Origin of the sequence: Bradyrhizobium liaoningense (assembly GCF_018130825.1) — a bacterium.
Taxonomy (GTDB): Bacteria; Pseudomonadota; Alphaproteobacteria; order Rhizobiales; family Xanthobacteraceae; genus Bradyrhizobium; species Bradyrhizobium liaoningense_B.
The window spans coordinates 610786-629441 of the sequence record NZ_JAFCJS010000005.1; the positions used below are offsets into that span (position 1 = coordinate 610786).

Annotated in this window: 16 protein-coding genes and 1 tRNA gene; 8 read left to right on the top strand and 9 right to left on the bottom strand. The window is 63.6% G+C overall.

Annotation, left to right across the window (positions count from 1 at the left end):
* Window positions 1-1533, bottom strand: coding sequence for a hypothetical protein (locus tag JQ603_RS24730; RefSeq protein ID WP_212343272.1), 1533 nt, complete (start codon window positions 1531-1533; stop codon window positions 1-3).
* A 285-nt stretch (window positions 1534-1818) separates the two neighbouring features.
* Here JQ603_RS24730 and JQ603_RS24735 point away from each other — a divergent pair, with 285 nt between their 5' ends.
* The gene (locus tag JQ603_RS24735) at window positions 1819-2526 is read left to right on the top strand and encodes a hypothetical protein (protein ID WP_212343273.1); all 708 of its coding nucleotides are present in this window, start codon (window positions 1819-1821) and stop codon (window positions 2524-2526) included.
* Between the two features lie 131 nt (window positions 2527-2657).
* Here the strand turns inward: JQ603_RS24735 and JQ603_RS24740 are convergent.
* Window positions 2658-2746, bottom strand: a tRNA-Leu gene (locus JQ603_RS24740).
* A gap of 171 nt (window positions 2747-2917) precedes the next feature.
* Between JQ603_RS24740 and JQ603_RS24745 the strand changes: the two genes are divergently transcribed.
* Entirely contained in the window at window positions 2918-3346 is a 429-nt protein-coding gene (locus JQ603_RS24745) for a twin-arginine translocation pathway signal (protein ID WP_212343274.1), read from the top strand.
* A gap of 22 nt (window positions 3347-3368) precedes the next feature.
* Here JQ603_RS24745 and JQ603_RS24750 read toward each other — a convergent pair whose 3' ends face one another.
* Window positions 3369-4571, bottom strand: coding sequence for an FAD-dependent monooxygenase (locus tag JQ603_RS24750; RefSeq protein ID WP_212343275.1), 1203 nt, complete (start codon window positions 4569-4571; stop codon window positions 3369-3371).
* Between the two features lie 19 nt (window positions 4572-4590).
* Window positions 4591-4836, bottom strand: coding sequence for a zinc-finger domain-containing protein (locus JQ603_RS24755; protein ID WP_007602543.1), 246 nt, complete (start codon window positions 4834-4836; stop codon window positions 4591-4593).
* A gap of 308 nt (window positions 4837-5144) precedes the next feature.
* Between JQ603_RS24755 and JQ603_RS24760 the strand changes: the two genes are divergently transcribed.
* Window positions 5145-6281: a hypothetical protein gene (locus tag JQ603_RS24760; protein WP_212343276.1), complete on the top strand. Its 1137-nt coding sequence runs from the start codon at window positions 5145-5147 to the stop codon at window positions 6279-6281.
* A 163-nt stretch (window positions 6282-6444) separates the two neighbouring features.
* Window positions 6445-7200: an alpha/beta fold hydrolase gene (locus tag JQ603_RS24765; RefSeq protein WP_212343277.1), complete on the top strand. Its 756-nt coding sequence runs from the start codon at window positions 6445-6447 to the stop codon at window positions 7198-7200.
* Here JQ603_RS24765 and JQ603_RS24770 read toward each other — a convergent pair.
* Window positions 7186-8562 (bottom strand): hypothetical protein, encoded by a 1377-nt coding sequence (locus tag JQ603_RS24770; RefSeq protein ID WP_212343278.1) that lies wholly within the window; start codon window positions 8560-8562, stop codon window positions 7186-7188. The two genes, JQ603_RS24765 and JQ603_RS24770, sit on opposite strands and share 15 nt — an antisense overlap.
* Before the next feature lie 276 nt (window positions 8563-8838).
* On the opposite strand from JQ603_RS24770, the gene cysE reads away from it, so the two are divergent.
* Both cysE and JQ603_RS24780 read left to right on the top strand, forming a co-directional pair.
* The gene (cysE, locus tag JQ603_RS24775; RefSeq protein WP_183240541.1) at window positions 8839-9663 is read left to right on the top strand and encodes a serine O-acetyltransferase; all 825 of its coding nucleotides are present in this window, start codon (window positions 8839-8841) and stop codon (window positions 9661-9663) included.
* A gap of 124 nt (window positions 9664-9787) precedes the next feature.
* Window positions 9788-10006, top strand: coding sequence for a DUF3126 family protein (locus JQ603_RS24780; protein ID WP_007602550.1), 219 nt, complete (start codon window positions 9788-9790; stop codon window positions 10004-10006).
* A 37-nt stretch (window positions 10007-10043) separates the two neighbouring features.
* Here JQ603_RS24780 and JQ603_RS24785 read toward each other — a convergent pair whose 3' ends face one another.
* Genes JQ603_RS24785 through JQ603_RS24795 form a run of 3 tightly spaced genes read right to left on the bottom strand, consistent with a single transcriptional unit; the run spans window position 10044 to window position 13791 of the window.
* Complete coding sequence (locus tag JQ603_RS24785) at window positions 10044-11360, bottom strand: FAD-dependent oxidoreductase (RefSeq protein ID WP_212343279.1); 1317 nt, start codon at window positions 11358-11360, stop codon at window positions 10044-10046.
* Entirely contained in the window at window positions 11357-11662 is a 306-nt protein-coding gene (locus JQ603_RS24790; RefSeq protein ID WP_212343280.1) for a ferredoxin family protein, read from the bottom strand. The genes JQ603_RS24785 and JQ603_RS24790 overlap by 4 nt, the downstream gene beginning before the upstream one ends.
* A gap of 2 nt (window positions 11663-11664) precedes the next feature.
* On the bottom strand, window positions 11665-13791 hold the full coding sequence (locus JQ603_RS24795; RefSeq protein ID WP_212343281.1) for a molybdopterin-containing oxidoreductase family protein: 2127 nt from the start codon (window positions 13789-13791) through the stop codon (window positions 11665-11667).
* A gap of 238 nt (window positions 13792-14029) precedes the next feature.
* On the opposite strand from JQ603_RS24795, the gene JQ603_RS24800 reads away from it, so the two are divergent.
* Complete coding sequence (locus JQ603_RS24800) at window positions 14030-14884, top strand: AraC family transcriptional regulator (protein ID WP_212343282.1); 855 nt, start codon at window positions 14030-14032, stop codon at window positions 14882-14884.
* Between the two features lie 115 nt (window positions 14885-14999).
* On the opposite strand, the gene JQ603_RS24805 is transcribed toward JQ603_RS24800, so the two are convergent.
* Window positions 15000-16007: an ABC transporter substrate-binding protein gene (locus JQ603_RS24805; RefSeq protein WP_212343283.1), complete on the bottom strand. Its 1008-nt coding sequence runs from the start codon at window positions 16005-16007 to the stop codon at window positions 15000-15002.
* A 287-nt stretch (window positions 16008-16294) separates the two neighbouring features.
* Between JQ603_RS24805 and JQ603_RS24810 the strand changes: the two genes are divergently transcribed.
* The gene (locus JQ603_RS24810) at window positions 16295-18319 is read left to right on the top strand and encodes a GAF domain-containing protein (RefSeq protein WP_212343284.1); all 2025 of its coding nucleotides are present in this window, start codon (window positions 16295-16297) and stop codon (window positions 18317-18319) included.
* The last annotated feature ends 337 nt before the right edge of the window (window positions 18320-18656 follow it).

Here is an 18656-nt window from a genome sequence, read left to right on the forward strand (position 1 = left end):
CTATCTCGACGCGGCCGCGTTCGCGCCCTCGGGCGAGGAGGCCGGCGGCGCGGTGTAGAGGCTCATATAGGCGCCGGTGTAGTCTTCTCTCCAGCCCCTCTGGCCGACGAGGAACTGCCGCAGCTCGTCATGTGCTCTGACCCAGAGCACCGCATCGATCTTGTATGTCTTGATCACCGTGTCCCAGGCGGCCTCGTCGATATCCCAGCGCACCAGCTTGAGATAGTCGCGGAGCAGCTCGTCCGGATAGGCGGTCGCGGCACGGCCGTCCACGAACAGGGGCACGGAGCCGTGGGTGCGGAAGATCAGCAGCCCGCCGGAATTCCAGTGGTTCAGCACGCGCGAATGCGTGGAATGCGCGAGCAGATAGTTGGCATCCTCATCCGAGAGCATCTCCGGCAGCGCCAGCGCCGGTCGCACCTGCAGGAAGCTGAGCGGCAGCACGAAGACACCGATGATCCCCGCCGCCAGCATCGCGCCGCGGATGTCGAGCCTCGCCAGGCGCTCGGGCAGCAGGCGGTCGACATGCAGCGCCATCGGGACCGCCGAGAAGATGAAGAAGAAGGCGATGTACCTGAACTGGTAGAGGCCCAGGAACAGGAACAGCCATGCCAAGAGGCGCGGCTCCACCGGAATGGGTCTCGAGTTTCGGTAGCGCAGCTCGAGCGCAATGAAGGTCAGCGCATAGGCGATGGCGGGAATGCTTCCGGGCAGCTCCATGTTGTGGAAGTAGGGACGCCACTCGCCGATATTGGCCTGGATGAAATGGCCGAGCGTCGCCATCACGCCGTCGTAGATGTGCCATCCCAGCGGATTGACGAAGATCGCGGCGAAGCATCCGATGCCCGCGAGGCAATAATTCCTGAAGTTGGTCCAGTCGCGTCGAAGCAAGGCGACGCCGGCGAAGACGCCGATAATCGGAAAGGCGAGCATGAAGCCGCCGTGCAGATTGACCCACAGCACCATCATCGCCGGCAGCAGGAACCATCTGCGTCGCTGCAGGCATTCCCCGTAGAAGATCACCGCGAACAGCATGGTCGCGATATTCGGCGATGCCGCCAGATACGTGTTGGGCGCCGCCTCGTAGCAGGGGTAGAGCAGGCACGCGGCGAAGACGGTGATGCAAACCGCCGGGACCGACGCACCGCTGCGCAAGCCGCATGAGGTGAGATATCCGACGATGACCGCGCCGCAGGCGACGACCATCAGGACGATTCCGGCAAGGCCGGTGTGCTGATAAAGCACGCTGGCAATCACGTCCCAGAGCCACGACAGATTGTACCAGCGCTTGTCTGCGAGCGTGAACGCCCATGGATCCTGAAACGGGATCTCGCCGCGCTCCCTGATGAGGTCTCCGGCGGCGATGTGCCAGCCGAGGTCATAATGGCTGAGCTGGACCGGCCCGTTCGAAATGTAGAACACCGACAGGAATGCGATCAGGACGAGGTAGATCTCACGCCCGTGCAGGTAGCGTCCGAGCGCCGTGGGCGCCCCGACAATCCCTGACCGGGACCAATTCTCGCGCGCGTCCATGAAAACTCTCACCATCGAAGCCGGCGCTGCAGGCCTTGGCGTTTGCCCTGACGTCCGCGGCGACGGCCGACAGACGTGGTTCGATTTAGGGGAGGACGGTCTAAGGTCGAGTAAAGGCCGGTTGTATCCGGTGGGTTCCGCAAGGAGAGGGGCGGGTTGGTAAACGAATGGTTGCCCGCGCCGGCTTGTTGGGCTCAGTCCCCCCTAGAAATTGCACTACCAGACGTTGATAAGAGGTTTGAGCATGGTGTATTTCCCGATATTCGCAGCGGGGGGCGAATAGACATGAATATATTTGCTGGCATAGTCTTGATTGCATTAGGGGCAACCATGCTCTTGATGCCCCATGGGACCGCGACTTCGCAGGACCCTCCGCCGCCGCTTATGCTGGTCGGTTTGGCAGTCGTTGCGGTCGGAGTGTTAACGATACTTCGCGCGAGACGGGGGCAAGCGGTGCCGGCTGCAACACAGTCGACGGCTTTCGTTGCGGTGCCCCTGTATCACGCTTCACTCGCCGGAGGACCGCCTATCGCCATCTCGAATGAGAGCCAGCTGGCAGCACCGCAGAATCCGGAGAGACAACAGGCGATCGCTGACAAATCCTCTCCCACAACTCAAACGTGGACTGGAGCGGCATGGGAGGCATTTAAGGCCGCCATCCAGTATGACTTCTTCCTGCCGCTCGGCGTTGTGGGTAAGCCCGCTAGCGCCGCGAAGAGAGCACTCGCGGGAATTCTTGGCGCTACCTCATTCTTCGCCGCTGTTGGTCTATATAAGTTTACGTTCAATGGACCAGCGATCGTTACCGCACTAGCCCTGGGCCTGCAAAACGTGATTTCTGCTTTTGCTGTGCCGCTCTTCTGGATCGTGCTTTCGGCGGTGCTGCTGCTTTTCAATGATCGAAAGGCAGACTTTGCGAACGCATTCCGTACAGCTTTCCTTTTGAACATATTTCTTTACACCGTCGGCAAGCTCTACAGCCTCTTTTCTTGAACGTATAATCGCAATTTGGGTAGGAGCCGTCGTTCGCCTGGGCCGTGACTGTCAAGCGCGGTACCTCAGGCAATGAATGTAGGAACCTCAAGCAGGGGCAACATTGCGCTAGGCGTTGCCGTCAGCTCTGATGGTGCGGGCAGCCGGGGTCGAACCGGCACAGCGCTTGCGCACCGAGGGATTTTAAGTCCCTTGCGTCTACCAATTCCGCCATGCCCGCTTGATCCAACGAGATCAAACACTTAAGTCCACCTGCGGCCGTCTGGAATTGGCGTTTTGCGGCCCGGCGGGTGTTCTTCCTTAAGCGAGCCGGGCGCACAAGGCAAAGCCTCAATCCGGACATCTGTTGCTGCTTTAGGCATTCTCAATCCACGGGGACTATTCATCCGGCATGGCTGCTTCGCTTTCCGCTTCCCTGCGCTTCTGCGGCGCGCTTCTCGTGCTGCTCGCGGGCGGCGCGGCCCTGGCCGGCTGCGCCGGCATCAGCGAGACGGTCGCGCCGGCCTTTGCCGATCCCGCCAGGTACGATCTGTACGATTGCAAGCAGCTCGAGAACGAGCGCAAGGCGCTCGCCGGTCGCACGACCGATTTGCAGAGACTGATGGATAAGGCGCAGACCGGGGCCGGCGGGGCCGTCGTGTCCGAGCTCGCCTATCGCAACGACTACGTCGCGGTGCGCGGGCAGGCGCAGCTCGTCGAAGACGCCTGGCGCCGCAACAGGTGCCGGGAGACGCCGCCCGATGCAAAACCGCAGGCCTCGACCCCACAGCGGCCCGAGATCAAGCCGGCTCCGACGAGACCCGGCAGCGCCGCGCGCTGAGCCGGCTCGACTGCACGCACCTTCAGGGCCGCCAGCCGTAGATCCAGTCCTGCCGCGCCAGCATGCGGTCCGGGCCGAGCGCGCGGATCGCAACATCGCGCGCGATCGCGAGCGGGCCACCGAGATGATAGATGCGGCCCTGCTGTCGCGCGGTCCGTTGCACCCGCCGCACGCGGCCCTCCCGCATACGGGCATATTGCTTCAGCGCGGCGGTGATGCCCGCGGTGCTCTCGGCTGCCTCTGGGCTCACGAGCCGCGCGAGCACGGCGGCATCCTCGATCGCCATGCCGGCGCCTTGCGCGGCGAAGGGCAGCATCGCATGGACGGCGTCGCCGAGCAGCGCGACCGCGCCTTTGCTCCAGGGGCAGCCGTCGGGCACGCCGAACAGCGCCCATTTGCGCCAGCTGTCGACCGCGGCGAGCATCATCCGCGCCGCCGGCGGCCAGCGCGGTGCGGCAAACGCATCCATCACCTCGCGCGGATCGCCGGGCGTGCTCCAGCCCGGCCTGTTCCAGGTGCCCGGCAGCACCGCGACCACGTTGATCTGGCGTCCGCCTGCGATCGGATAGGCGACGAGATGGGCGTTCGCCCCCATCCAGAGCTGCACCCGACGGGCGGCGTAGTCCTTCGGCAGCTGCGTGGCATCGATCGTGCCGCGCCAGGCGATCAGCCCGGAGAAGCGCGGCTGCACCTCGGGAAACAGATGCTGGCGTACCGTCGACCAGATACCGTCGGCGCCGATCAGGGCACTGGCGAGATCGCTGCGGCGGATCGTGCCGCTGCGGTGGACGACGGTCAGTCCCTTGGCATGAGGCGCGACGTCCTCGAAGGTTGCACCAAGCTTCAGGTCGATATCGGGATGGTCGGAGACCGCGCCGGCGAGCGCGGATTGCAAATCGGCACGGTGCACCACCCAATAGGGGGCGCCGGCGCGCAGCGAAGCGGCTTCGCCGAGCGGCATGCGCAGCAGCTCGCCACCGGCCCGCGCGCTCATGATCGAGACCGCCTCGGGGACGACGGCGCGCAGCTTGAGGCGCTCAGTGAGGCCGAGCTCGACCAGCACGCGGCTGGCATTGGGGGACAGCTGCAGGCCGGCGCCGACTTCCTCGAGACGCTCGGCCTTTTCCAGCACGACGATGCGGAAGCCGCGGGCGGCCAGCGCAAGCGCGGCCGTCAGTCCACCGATGCCGGCACCGGCGATGACAATCGTTCGTGTGAGCGCCACCCCTGACCGATGGACGCGGTCAGGCCACCTTGTCCTTGAGGACGCATTCCGGCGGCCGCGCTTCGCCGGCCTTCAAGTCGGCCGCGAACCGGTACAGCGTCGAGCAGTAAGGACAGATGATCTCGTTATCGTTGCCGAGGTCGAGAAAGACGTGCGGATGATCGAACGGAGGGTTGGCGCCAACGCACATGAACTCTTGCGAGCCAATCTCGATGACGGGGACACCGGCATCGTTATGGAAGTGCGGGACGACATGGTCGGACATCGTAGTTCATCCTGGAGTGGCAATGGCGGCAGATACAATCAAAAACTGACGCGGCATCTTTGAGGCGCCGCGGACCATAAAGGCGGGTGCAGATGATTGCTAGTCCAGCGGAACCGAAAGCGCCGCAATTGCCCCATGCTCATTTGCTCATGCAAATTCGACACAATCTTGCCGCCTGAGAGAAGCCCTTCTTTCGTCGGGGACGTTGTGTCGCAATTTTGGCATACTATGTCTGTGGACGCGCGCAATTTGAGACGAAAGACGAATCAAAGGGCGCAGGCGATCCAGGACCCTCCGGGCTTTTCCGCATGAAATGGCTGCGAATCAGCACAGCGTTGACCGGTATTGCGGCTTGCAGCCTTCTGCTCGCGCAGGTAGCGCCGCACGCCCGTGACGCCGGCGCGATCCTCGCAGCCCAGGACGATCCGCACCTGCTCTCCGAGCTCAGGCTCGACGCGCTGCTGCGGCAGAACGACCAGCTGGTCCAGGACAACATCGAGGCCGCGCTCGCATCCGGCGATGCCGATCTCGCCGACAGTTTCGTGGCGCTGGCGCGTGATCGCAACATCGCGCTTGCGGACGACCTGCTCAGTCGCGTCAGCGATGCGGTCAAGGTGGAGAACTCCACCTCGCATTTCGCAAAACGTTTCGCCACCGGCCTCGTCACCGGCAATGCCGACGACGTCGCGAGCCTGTCCGGAACCGTTGCCGGCGACCTCTTCGTGATCGGCGACGTCAGGGACGTCGTGCGCGAGGGCAAGCATCTGGCGATGGGCGAGGAGACCGACCGCCTGGTGCTGGGCCTTGCGACCGCGGGCCTTGCGGTGACGGCGGCAACCTACATCTCCGTCGGCGGCGCAGCCCCGGTGCGGGCCGGGCTGACGCTGGTGAAGGATGCGCGGAAGGTCGGACGGCTCGGCGAGGGGTTAGCTGCATGGGCCGGCCGTTCCGCACGCGAGATCGTGGACACCCCGATGCTTCAGAATGCGGTCGCCAAGGGTTCCGTGTTCCGCCCGGGCGAAACCGTGAGCGCGATCAAGGCCGCGTTCCGGGCCGAGAAGGCCGGTGCGCTGGTGCGGCTCGGCAAGGACGTGACGCGCGTGGCCGAGAGGACCGGCACGCGCGGTGCCATGGATACGCTGCGGATCGCCGAAGGCCCGAAGGACGTCGCGCGCGCGGCGCGGCTGGCCGAAGCGCAAGGCAGCAAGACCCGCGCGATCATGAAGCTGCTCGGGCGCGGCGCGCTGCTGCTCGTCGGCGGCGTGTTCGATCTGGCGATGTGGCTGTTCGGCGCCTTCTTGACGCTGTTCGGCCTGTTGTCCTCGATCAAGGCCACCACCGAGCGCCTGACCCAGGCTTGGTGCGATCGGAAACGTGCGCGGCGGCTGCACCGTGCCCGGATCGCCGCCGAAGCCGCTCTGGCGGATGCGGCCCTTAAGGCCTAAAGCGCGACGAGATTGAGGTCATTCGTCGACGCGCCTGGGCTATTGTTTGGGCATGATCTCCGCGCAAGCGCGTTCCGCGTTTGCCGCGAGGAAAAACCGCTGCACACTTTTCCGGATCATGCTCTAAGATCGCTCGTCCCCCCTCAAGACCGCGGAACTGATGATGCCGAGCTTTCACAACGGCGCCGTTGAAATTGCCTATCTCGACGAAGGCGAGGGCGATCCGATCATCCTGGTGCACGGCTTTGCCTCCAGCAAGAACGTGAACTGGGTCTATCCGACCTGGGTCTCGGAGCTGCGCAAGAACGGCCGCCGGGTCATTGCGCTGGACAATCGCGGCCATGGCGACAGCGCAAAGCTCTACGAGCCGGCGCAGTACTCGATTCCGACCATGGCCGGCGACGTGCTCGCGCTGATGGATCATCTCGCCATCCCGCAGGCTGACATCATGGGATATTCCATGGGCGGACGGATGACGGCCTGGCTCGGCCTCAACGAGCCGCAGCGGCTGCGCTCGGCGATCTTGGGCGGCATCGGCATCGGCGGCCTGATCGAGGGCACCGGCCCCGGCGAGAACGTGGCGAAGGCGCTCGAAGCACCCTCGCTCGACGACGTCTCAGACCCCGTCGGGCGCACGTTTCGCGCGTTCGCCGACCAGACCCGGTCCGACCGCAAGGCGCTCGCCGCGTGCCTGCGCGGCACGCGCGATCTCATGACGAAGCACGAGGCCGCGCGGATCGACGTGCCCGTGCTGATCGCGGTCGGCTCGACCGACGATGTCGCGGGCTCCGCCAGCGCGCTCGGCGCCATCATTCCGGGTTCGGAAGTGCTCGATATTCCGGGTCGCGACCACATGCGCGCGGTCGGCGACAAGGTCTACAAGACCGGCGTGCTCGACTTCCTGTCACGCCGCGGCTGAAATCTTGTCGGCCGGCTCGCCGTCACCGAACGCGCGGGATAGCGCCATCAACACCACGAAAGTCGCCACCCACGCCATCCGCGCGCCGTAGCGGTCGTGCGGGCCGGAGATGACGGCGCAGATGAAGGCGTTGCCGAGCAGCGCCAACGTCACCGTCGCCGCCAGCAGCGTCAGATCGTCGAGCCGGCGGTTCGCGAGCGCATGCCCGAGCAGCGCGACCAGCGCCAGCATCGAGGCCAGCGCGACGGGGACATGCAGCCAGTTGACGTAGTCGAAATCGACGCCCCAGTGCTGCTGGCGCGCGGCGCGCATCGGCGCGACCTGCGCGGGAATGTAGCGCTCGATGATGCCATAGGTGTGCGGAATCCAGCCATTGGTGCCTTCGCCAGTCGCCACATGCAGCAATTGCTGGCCTATCGCACGCAACGCCGCGCCGGCCTGCCAGGCCGGATAGTCGGCGAGCGAATGCACGACGATGTAGCTCATCTCGTCGTTCATGCCTTCGAAACGGCCGAGCGTATTGAACATGCTCTTGCCCCACAGGAACTCGTCGGCGGTCGCCGGCAATTGGTTGCGGTAGGGGCAGAGCTTGAAGTTTTCGCGCGGGCAATGGTCGTTGAGAAACCGCGCGACGATGCCGTCCTGCATCATGCGGCCGAAGGCGACGCCATAGCCGCCGGGCGTCCACGCCCATTTCCCCGACAGCGCGTGGTTCGCAGAGACCAGCATTAGGGCGCCGGCGACGATGGTCAGGCTCGCCTGCGCCAGTCCTGCGCACGGAAGCCTGCGGCCCACGAACGGCCGCGCCATCCAGCCGGCGACGCAGAGGCCGAGCAGCACGCCGAGCGTGGCGCTGTGGGTTGCGGCGGCAAAGGCGGTGAAGCCGAACAACGAGATCTTTTCGAGCGTTGATGTCCGTTTCCCGCCGATGACCAGCAGGAACAGCGACAGGATCGAGAGCCCGGCGAAGATGTCCGTGAGCAGCATGCTGGCGAGCCAGGGTAGCGCGGTCGACACCATCAGGAGCAGGCCGATCGCGACGAAGCGGGACGTCTGCATCAGGCCGAGCACGCGCAGGCTCAGCTGCAACAACCAGAGCGCGGCCAGCGACTGGACCGCGAGGTTGATCCAGAAGCCGAAGCTTTCGCCATAGTGCAGATAGAGGCCGAACACGGTGGACCGGCTGGGGACGAGATAGCCTTCGTACCAGCGCGCCAGATAGCCGCCGGTATCCCATTGCAACAGCGGATAGCCGTTCCAGAACGCCGGCGCGATCATCAGGAGGGGCAGGAAGACGGCCGCCAGCCGCAGCCAAAGCGACCCTGTGGCGCCTACGCGCAATTGATCGGTGGTGATGCTCAAAACCGCTCCGTCGTCGCCGGGACCATGCCCGCAATAAGGCTTGGGAGAGAATTCACCAATAGTTTGACGCGTCCCGGCTTGAATTTGGCAAAACCCTGACCACTTTGAGCCAACCTTGTCGCCTGGGGGCGCCAGAATATATCGTTGTGTTTCAAGGCGTTGGCATGCTTTCGCGGGGCAAGGTGCTGTTCACTCTCAGGCAAGCCGGTCAGGACTTTGTCGTCTAGACTGTGCTATAGAGCCCGCAAAACGAGCCCATTCGAAAGAGCAAATCCCATGGCAGTGCATCAGGTCAATCCGGGAGGAAAGCTCGCCTCGCTCGATCCGATCTGGGACCGGATCCGGGGCGAAGCGGAGGACATCGTCCATCGCGAGCCCGAGCTTGCGACCTTCATCTACTCGACGGTGCTCCATCACAGCCGTCTCGAGGATTCGGTGATCCACCGTCTCGCCGACCGGCTCGATCACTCCGCGCTGTCGGGCGATCTCGTGCGCCAGACCTATGACGAGGCGCTGCGCGACGATCCCGATCTCGGCAACGCCTTCCGCGCCGATCTCGTCGCCGTCTACGACCGCGACCCCGCGACCTCGCGCTTCATCGATCCCTTGCTCTACTTCAAGGGCTTTCACGCGATCCAGACCCACCGCCTGGCGCACTGGCTCTATCTGAAGGGCCGCAAGGACTTTGCGTATTATCTCCAGAGCCGCGCCTCCGCGGTGTTCCAGACCGACATCAATCCGGCCGCGCGCATCGGCCGCGGCATCTTCCTCGATCACGCCACCGGCTTCGTCTGCGGCGAGACGGCTGTCATCGAGGACGACGTCTCGATCCTGCATGGCGTCACGCTCGGCGGCACCGGCAAGGAGAACGAGGATCGTCATCCCAAGATCCGCCATGGCGTGCTGATCGGCGCCGGTGCAAAAATTCTCGGCAACATCGAGATCGGCCATTGCGCGCGCATCGCGGCGGGCTCGGTCGTGGTCAAGCCGGTGCCGCACAACGTCACGGTCGCGGGTGTGCCGGCCAAGATCGTCGGCGAAGCCGGTTGCGCCGAGCCGTCGCGCACCATGGATCAGATGATCAACGCGATGGGACTTTGATCTCGCGAGTGAAGGGCTGGATTTTCCGGCCCTTTTCGTCCCCAAAATTCTTTGGCAATTCATGCTGGCGGTTCGTCGCGTCTCGTCCTAAAACCCGCCGACCATTTTCGATCGGAGACTTGCCGTGGACGTCAAAGAAGTCAGAAAGCTGGACGCGTATCTGAAGCGCGTATTCGGCAATCCCAAGATCCGCGTCGTGCCGCGGCCGAAGAAGGATGATTCCGCCGAGGTCTATATCGGCGAGGAATTCATCGGCGTGCTCTTCGTCGACGACGAGGACGATGATCGCTCGTTCCAGTTCCAGATGGCGATCCTCGAGGACGATCTCGTCGATCAGGAATAGACACAAGCGCTGTCCGGTGCTGTGACCCCGTTCGGGGTCACGCGCCCACCGCTGCGAGCATGTCGGGGATCGTGACGAATTTCTCCCGCGGCTTGCCGAGCGGCGCTCCCCTGTATTTCTCGGCCGCATCGATCGTCATCCAGTCCGGATAGCTCACGATTCGTGCGACGCGGCCGGCCACGCGCGAAAGCAATGCCTCGGGCGTGTCCGACCGCCTCCGCCGGTGGACGAGATCGGCCAGGACGGCCTCTGCGGTGGCGATCCCGCAGCCGCGATTGGTGCCGATCGTGCCGCTCGGTCCGCGCTTGCTCCATCCGCAGACATAAAGCCCTTCGATCACCGAACCACGGTTCGCGACACGTCCATCCATGTTGGCATGGACGCCGCGATCGCCATCGTAGGGAACACCGGCGACAGGCGTGGTTCGTCGGCCGACGCTGCTGAAGACGAGGCCGCAAGCGATGTCCTCGACGGCGCCTGACCGCTGGCTGAATGAGACCGTTTCGACCCGGCCGCGACCCCAGATCGCGACGGGCGACAGGCCAAAGCGAACGAGACAGCGCCGCGGCTTGGTCACGGCATGCTGCGAGAAGCCGCGCAGCAGCGACAGCTTTTCGATCAGCTCCGGATCTGCGGGGTTCTGCGGTTCGAATTCGTCCGGCGCGACGTCGCGGCCGTCGACAGCCGTGTCGCATGCGCCGAGTTCGAGGAAGTCGCGCAATTCCTTCGCGCTGAATTTCGCCTGGGTCGGTCCGCCGCGGCCGACGATGGAGATCTCCCGAATCCGGCTCTCCGCCAGAACCTCGAGCGCGTGGCGCGCGATGTCGGTCTGGCGCAACTCGTCGGCTGTCTTGGCGAGAATGCGTGCGACGTCGAGCGCGACATTGCCATGACCGATGACGATCGCAGCCTCATGGTCGAGATCGAACTGGAGGTCGCGGAATTCCGGGTGACCGTTGTACCACGTGACGAAATCACCTGCGCTGTGGCTCCCGGGCAGAGCTTCGCCCGAAATGCCGAGAGGCCGGCTCAGTTCGGCGCCCGTTGCAAGCACGACAGCGTCATAGGCCTCGCGGAGCTCGTCGACGCTGACATCGTCTCCGACTTTGACGCCGCCGATGAAACGAAAGCCAGGCGCTTTCGCGATCCTGTCGAAGGCCATCGTGACCTGCTTCAGCTTCGGATGGTCGGGGGCAACGCCGAACCGCACCAGTCCGTACGGCACGGGGAGCCGTTCGAACATGTCGACGGTCACGGGCGCGCCCGAGCGCAACAGGGCCTCGGTCGTGTAGAAGCCGCTCGGTCCGCTGCCGACGACGGCGATGCGGAATTCGCTCGCAGCAGAAGCCGTCATCGGCCCAGCGCCAGCTTGCGCGCGTCGGCGCCCGGCAGCGGCGCCAGACGTGCGCTGATGACGGGAGTCTCAGCCGCACGTTTCCGATTGACGTCGATCCAATACTTCTTGTCCGCGGCCAGGCGATAATCCGGCTCGATCGCGCCGACAGGGCAGGCCGGTGCGCAGCCGCCGCAGTCGATGCAGTTTTCCGGATCGATATAGGTCATGGCGTCGTCGACGTGAAAACACTCCACCGGGCAGACCGTGACGCATTCGGTGTATCGGCAGCCGCGGCAATTGTCGGTGACTACATATGTCATCGTCAGGCTCCGCTGACCTGAACGAGGATGTCGGAGAATGTCGGCGCGCGACCGAGGTCGGCGAAGGCGGGCGGCGTCAGCACGTGAACCGTCGCGCCTCTGCGGTTGGACCGCTGCCAGTAGCCGGACGGTGCCACCACGACGCCCGGCATGATGTCGGGCGAGACGGTGGCGAACGCTTCGAACGAGCCGCGATCGTTGAACACGCGGATCGGTGCGCCTGCGACGATCCCGCGCTTGGCCGCATCGTCCGGGTTGAGCAGCACGGCCTGCTCCTCGCCGGCCTGCGCGGTCTGGGCCGGCAGGTTGCCGTAGTTGGAATTCAGGAAAGCGTGGCTCTTCGGCGAGATCAGGCTGAGCGGATATCGCGTCGCGAGCGCCGGCGCCGTGCGCGCGTTCTCGTTCGGCGGGATGTAGTGGGGCAGGGGATCGACCGGCGCGCCATCCTGGTCGCCGTTGTAGCCCTGGCGGAACAGCGGCACCACGAAGTTGCCGCCGCCGGCGATCGTCGACTTGAACTCGCACTTTCCGGACGCCGTCGGAAAATTGCCCTCGCGATGCGGCGCCCAGTCGGCGGGCGCTGGCATGTTGAGGCGCGCATAGCCCTTCGCCTTGACGTCGTCGAGCGTGATGCCGGCGAGCACCGGGCTCGTCCAGTCGAGCGAGGTCTCGATGATCTCGTCGTCGCTGCGGAAGAACGACGGATCCGTGACGCCCATTGCGCGCGCGAGGCGACGGAAGAGCTCGGTGTTGGAGACGGCTTCACCGAGCGGTTCGATCGCCTGGTTGTTGTAGGACAGATAAAGATGTCCCCAGGAGAACATGATGTCCTTCTGCTCGAGCTGGGTGGTCGCGGGCAGAACGATGTCGGCATATCTTGCGGTGTCGGTCAGGAAGTGCTCGCTGACGACGGTGAAGAGGTCCTCGCGCGCAAGTCCCTCCTCGAGCTTGCCCTGTTCGGTCACCATCGCCATCGGATTGGCGTTGTAGACGAACAGCGCCTTGATCGGCGGATCGAAGCCGAGCTCGCCGGTCAGCGCCGCTCCAAGGCGCCAGGAATTGAGCACGCGCATCGTCTCGGGCTGGAGATCGGGACGCATCAAGACGTCCCATCTGACCGGGAATGCCCAGATCGGCAGCTGGAGCAGCCCGCCGCCGACATGCTTCCAGGCGCCGATCAGTCCCGGCAGACATGCGATCGCGCGCACGGTCTGGCCGCCGCCGGCGTGACGCTCGACCGCGACGCCAATGCGCACGACGGCGGGCGGCGTGGTCGCAAATTCCCGCGCCAGCTTGACGATGTCGCTGGTGGGAATGCCGGTTTCCTGCGATGCGAATTCGGGTGTGTAGCGCGACGCCCGTTCGGCCAGCTCGTCGTAGCCGACGGTGTATTTGTCGACGTAGTCGCGATCGACCAGATTCTCCTTGATGATGACGTGTATCATCGCCAGCGCCAGCGCAGCATCGGTGCCGGGCCGGATCGGAATGTGCCAGTCGGCGAGCCGCGCGGTGCGGGTGCGGACGGGATCGATCACCACGAGCTTGGCGCCGGCCTTCTTCGCCTGCTCGATGAACGGCCAGTGATGCGAGTTCGTGCTCAGCGTGTTGCAGGCCCACAGGATGATGTATTTCGAATGCACGAAGCTTTCGGGGTCGACACCGGGCGTATGCCCGATCGTCATCATGTAGGCCGTGCACGAGGCGGAATCGCAGAAAGTGCGCTCGAGCACCGTCGCGCCGAGCTTGTTGAAGAGGGGATCGCCGACGTTGAGCCCGTTGATGATGCCCTGCGTGCCCAGATAGCTGTAGGGCAGGATCGCCTGCGCGCCGTGCTCGGCGATCACGGATTTCCAGCGCGATGCGATGGTCTCGAGCGCTTCGTCCCAGGAGATCCGTTGAAACTGCCTGGAGCCTTTCGGGCCGACCCGCTTCAGCGGATGGAGAACGCGCTTGTCGCTGTAGACCCGCTCCTCATAGTTGTTGACCTTCACGCAGAGCCGTCCACGCGTGAACGGATGGTCGGGATTGCCGCGGACGGCAATCGCCTTGCCATCCTCGACCGTGGTCAGGATGGAGCAGGTGTCCGGGCAATCGTGGGGGCACGCGCCTATGACTGTGGTCCGGGCCATGGGTCTCTCCGCTTCCCGATTCAAGACGGCCGAGGATGCGGCGGCGGGCTGCGGTCTGGCTTTTCAAAATGTGCGGTGTTGTTGTCCCGGACTGCTCTCGGCCCGTGGACGGCTGGCCGGATGTCTGGCATGCTAATTGCTGGACCCGGCAATACCTTTTTACCCACATCGCGCTATCTGGCGGAGATTGACGATGGGTATGCTTGGCAACTCTGTCGATAAATATGTTACCGGCAGAATGCTTCAGACCTCCAATGACCGGCGGTGGTCGTACCTCCTCGCCGAGCGCTGGAGCCATGAGCCGGGCGATCTGCCGCCGCAATTGCCCCGCGACACCGAGATCGCAATCCTGCTGCGCGGCAGCTCGGTCGTCGACCGGGAAGGCGCGGGCATGCGGCAGCGCACCTTCGGCAGAAGGGGCACCGTGTGGCTCTGTCCGGCCGGCATCCGCGAGGATTTCATCCGCGTCGAGAGCCAGATGCAGGAATGCCTGCATCTCTTTCTTCCCGGACAGCCGTTCGACGACACCATGCTCAGGGATCTCGACATCGATCCGTCGGGAATGTCGATCCGCTACGAGGCCATCGACCAGGACATGTTCATCGAGCATGTCGCCACTCGGATCCTCGCCGAGCTCGAACAGGAAACCTCCACCGGCCGCCTTTTGGTCGAAAGCCTGGGACGGGCCCTGTCGGCTCATCTGGTGCACAGCTATGCGGCGACGTCAGTCCGGCTGAAGCAATCCCAAGCCGTCCAGAAGCCGCTCGATGCCAGGCGCCTGTCGCGCGTGACCGACTTCATCGACGCGTCCGTCGAGCGCGATTTTACGGTCAAGGATCTGGCGTCGGTGGCGTGCATGAGCCCGGCGCATTTCTCCCGCAGCTTCAAGGCCGCGACCGGAGCTGCGCCGCATGAATATGTCAGCCGTCAGCGTCTCGATCTCGCCAAGCGGCTCCTGTCCACCAGCGATCGCCCGCTGGTCGACATCGCCTATGCCGCGGGATTTTCATCGCAGGCCAATTTCAACCGCGCCTTCCGCAAGGCGGTCGGGACGACGCCGAGCCTGTATCGGGCGCAGAAGGGCCGGGACTAGGAAGTGTGCCGATTAACGCGCAGATGTCGGGTTTTGGGTCGAAGCAGAAATCATATGCTCGATCTGAGTCTTACCGCTTGTGACCAAAGCCGAAGTCGGATCACCGCCAGCTCGCTCAGTCGAGCACCTCGTCGGCGAGTGCGAGCAACGCAGCCGGAATGTTCAGCCCCAGCTCGCCCGCTGTCCTGGAATTGATTACCAATTCGAACTTGGTAGGCTGTTCGACCGGCAGTTCGGCGGGTTTGGCGCCTTTCAATATCCTGTCAACGTGGCCTGCGGCGCGCCGGTAAAGATCGGAAAGGCTCGGCCCGTAGCAGATCAAACCGGCGACCTCGGCAAACTCCCGCGTTGGGTACACCGCCGGCATTCGTCGATCCCTTGCAAATCCTGTAATGCCGCGCCGGTTGGAGAAATTCCAGGGATTGCGCGCCACGAACAGTCCCTGCAATTGTTCGCGGGTTATCAGCCCGAATGCATCTTCGTAGTTCGACGGCGTGTGCTCGGCATGAAGCAACGTGATACCGAGTCTCTCCGCTGCACTGCGCACGCCAATTGCGGCCGGACTTTCCCAATCGAGCTTCAGCCCCAGGTAGGCCACGCGGATCGCATTCGGTGCGACCTCGCGCAGCAACTGCAATCTCTTTGCTTCAAACTCCGGTCCCGTGTTGCCTGAGAAGCCTGTGATGTTGGCACCGGGATGAGCGAGACTGGCCACGAGACCCTGTGCGGCCGGATCGGAGCTGTTGGCCATGACGATGGGCACAGTTCGCGTCAACCGTTGGAAGGCGTGCGCGACCTCGTTGGCGCCGCCTCCGCCAGCCAGGATAACGTCGGGCGAAGTCTCAAGGACCCGTGCCGCGATTTCATCGATTTGTCCAAATTTCCCCTCGGCCGAGTAAAATTCGAACTTCATTTTCTTGCCGTCCACGTAGCCAAACTCTCGCAGACCTTGCAGAAAGGCAGTTACAAGACCTTTCCAGGCATCCCCCTCTTTGGCGTCGAGATATTGGCCGGTCGGAACGACGAAGACGATCCGATAGACCTTGCCGGCCGCTCTCGCCCGCGGCAGCCAAAGCGCGGACATAACTCCGCCGATCAGGGCGATGACGACGCGGCGTTTCATGGGATCATTCCGATCTCGCGAACAAATTCCGTCCCGTGCTGAGCTTGCGAGAACGAAGCCTACTACGGCTTTGCGTCGCCATCCATGTCAGTTCATGGCCCGAACGCGAAGTGGCGACATCCGCTTAGCGGGTGGCAGCGGACCAGATTTGCTCACGTTGAGTTCTTCGCCTTTGACCCTTCTCGGACATCAGCCCGGCCCGGTGACATGCGATTCAGGCTATCCGGCCCTTCCTGAATGATGGTTTGGACCGATAAGATACCCTTCTTGACCCTTTGGGGGCGGATATGGCGCGGCCATCAAGAACGGGCGGCAAGACGAGCCAGGCGAAGACCCGCAAGGGCCGCAAGACCACCAAGAGCAAGCGCCGCATTGCGCCAGCGGCCAGCCGAGCGAATCGTCGTTCGGTCGCCGGTCCGAGCAAAGACCTGAAGGAGGCCCGCGAGCAGCAGGCGGCGACGGCCCAAATATTGAAGGTCATCGCAAGTTCGCCTGACGATGTGCAGCCGGTATTCGAGGCGATTGCGATCAGCGCCAACAGACTGATTGGCGGTTTCTCTACGGCAGTGTTTCGCTATATCGACGGCATGCAACACCTAGAGGCGTTCACGCCGACCAATCCGGTCGCTGACGAAGCATTGCGAGCTTCGTTCCCGCGGCATCTCACAACGTCTTCGGCGCCCGTCGAGTTGCTGCGTGATGGCAAACCAATGCAGATTGTCGATACCGAATCCTCGCCAAACATACTGGCCAGGGATTTGGCGCGATTGCGCGGCTTTCGCAGCATGTTGTTCACGCCGTTGATGAGCAATGGGGTGCCTATCGGCTTGATCACCGTGACGCGAGTCGAGACCGGTTCATTCGCCGACCATCACGTGCAATTGCTACAGACCTTCGCCGACCAGGCGGTGATTGCGATCGAGAACGCGCGATTGTTCAATGAAGCGAGGGAAGCGCTGGAGCGGCAAACCGCGACGTCGGAAGTGCTACAAGTCATATCCAGTTCGCCTGGCGGACTTGGGCCGGTGTTCGAGGCCATGCTGGAAAATGCCGTGCGCATCTGCCGTGCCAGTTTTGGGACGCTGCTCCTATACGAAGGCGACAGGTTGCGGCGGGTGGCGCGAATGGCCGCGCAAAACGTGCCGCAATTGTACGCGCCCGACCAGGAAACGCCGCCACACTTCATCGCGCCGTTTGATGGGGCGCCTTCGCTGGGGCGCCTCGTCGAGACCAAGGCGCTGGTTCACATTGCCGATATCGCCACAGAGCATCCCGACGATCTGATCTACAAGGTCGCCGCAGCCCGCACCGTTCTGATTGTGCCGATGCTCAAGGAGAGCGAGCTTGTCGGTGGCTTTGCTGTCTACCGCAAGGAAGTGCAAGAGTTCAGCGACAAGCAGGTCGAGTTGCTGGAACATTTTGCGGCACAAGCGGTGATCGCCATCGAAAACACACGACTGCTCAAGGAGCTGCGGCAGCGAACCGACGATCTCTCGCAATCCCTCGACGACCTCCGCACCGCACAGGACCGCCTGGTGCAGACCGAAAAGCTTGCCTCGCTCGGCCAGCTCACCGCGGGCATTGCGCACGAGATCAAGAACCCGCTCAACTTCGTCAATAATTTCGCAGCCCTTTCAGCGGAGTTGACCGAGGAGTTGAACGAGGCCCTCAAGCCCGCCGAACTCGCCGACAAGATCCGCACCGAAGTCGATGAGCTGACGGCGCTTTTGAAGAGCAACCTCGAAAAGGTCGTGCAGCACGGCAAGCGGGCCGATTCCATCGTCAAGAACATGCTGCTGCACTCACGCGAGGGACCGGGCGAGCGCCGCCTCGCCGACATCAATGCCCTGGTCCAGGAGAGTCTTAATCTAGCCTACCATGGCGCGCGCGCAGAGAAGTCCGACTTCAACATCACGCTCACGCAGGACCTCGACCCCGACGCGGGCGAAATCGAGGTATATCCGCAGGAGATCACGCGCGCGCTGCTCAACGTGATCTCCAACGGCTTCTATGCCGCGACCAGGCGCAAGTCCGAGGCGGGAGACGAGACCTTTGAGCCTGTGCTGAGTGCGACCACGAACAACCTTGACGACAAGGTCGAAATTCGCATCCGCGACAACGGCACCGGGATTCCGGTCGAGGTGAAGGAAAAAATGTTCAATCCCTTCTTTACTACCAAGCCAGCTGGCGAAGGCACGGGGCTCGGTCTGTCGATGACCCATGACATCATTGTCAAACAACACGGCGGAACCCTCGATGTCGAGAGCGAGCTGGGTGTGTTTACCGAGCTCATTATCACGCTGCCGCGATGACCTCTTTTGGCCCATCAGCGGAGTCCCGATAAGCCTCATCGACGCCCGCATAGTGGGGCAGAGCGGACTAGATTTGCTCTGCCTGAGTTCTTCGCGTTTTGGCCCATGGCTGACGCTGGCTCAGTGCGCCGCGAGGTCTGCTTCCTGAAGGTGACCCGAACAGGGCCATGCAAGCTGGCAAGGCAGCCTTTGACCCAAAGCGGTCCTCATCCACGGCGGTGCATCACCGTGCGCGGATGCAGACCAATAGACTGGCGATTTCCGCACTCGGCTGATCCGATTGCGATAAGCGCTCACTCGAAATGGACGGCGAGCCAGACCGTTGGCTGTTGCGGCT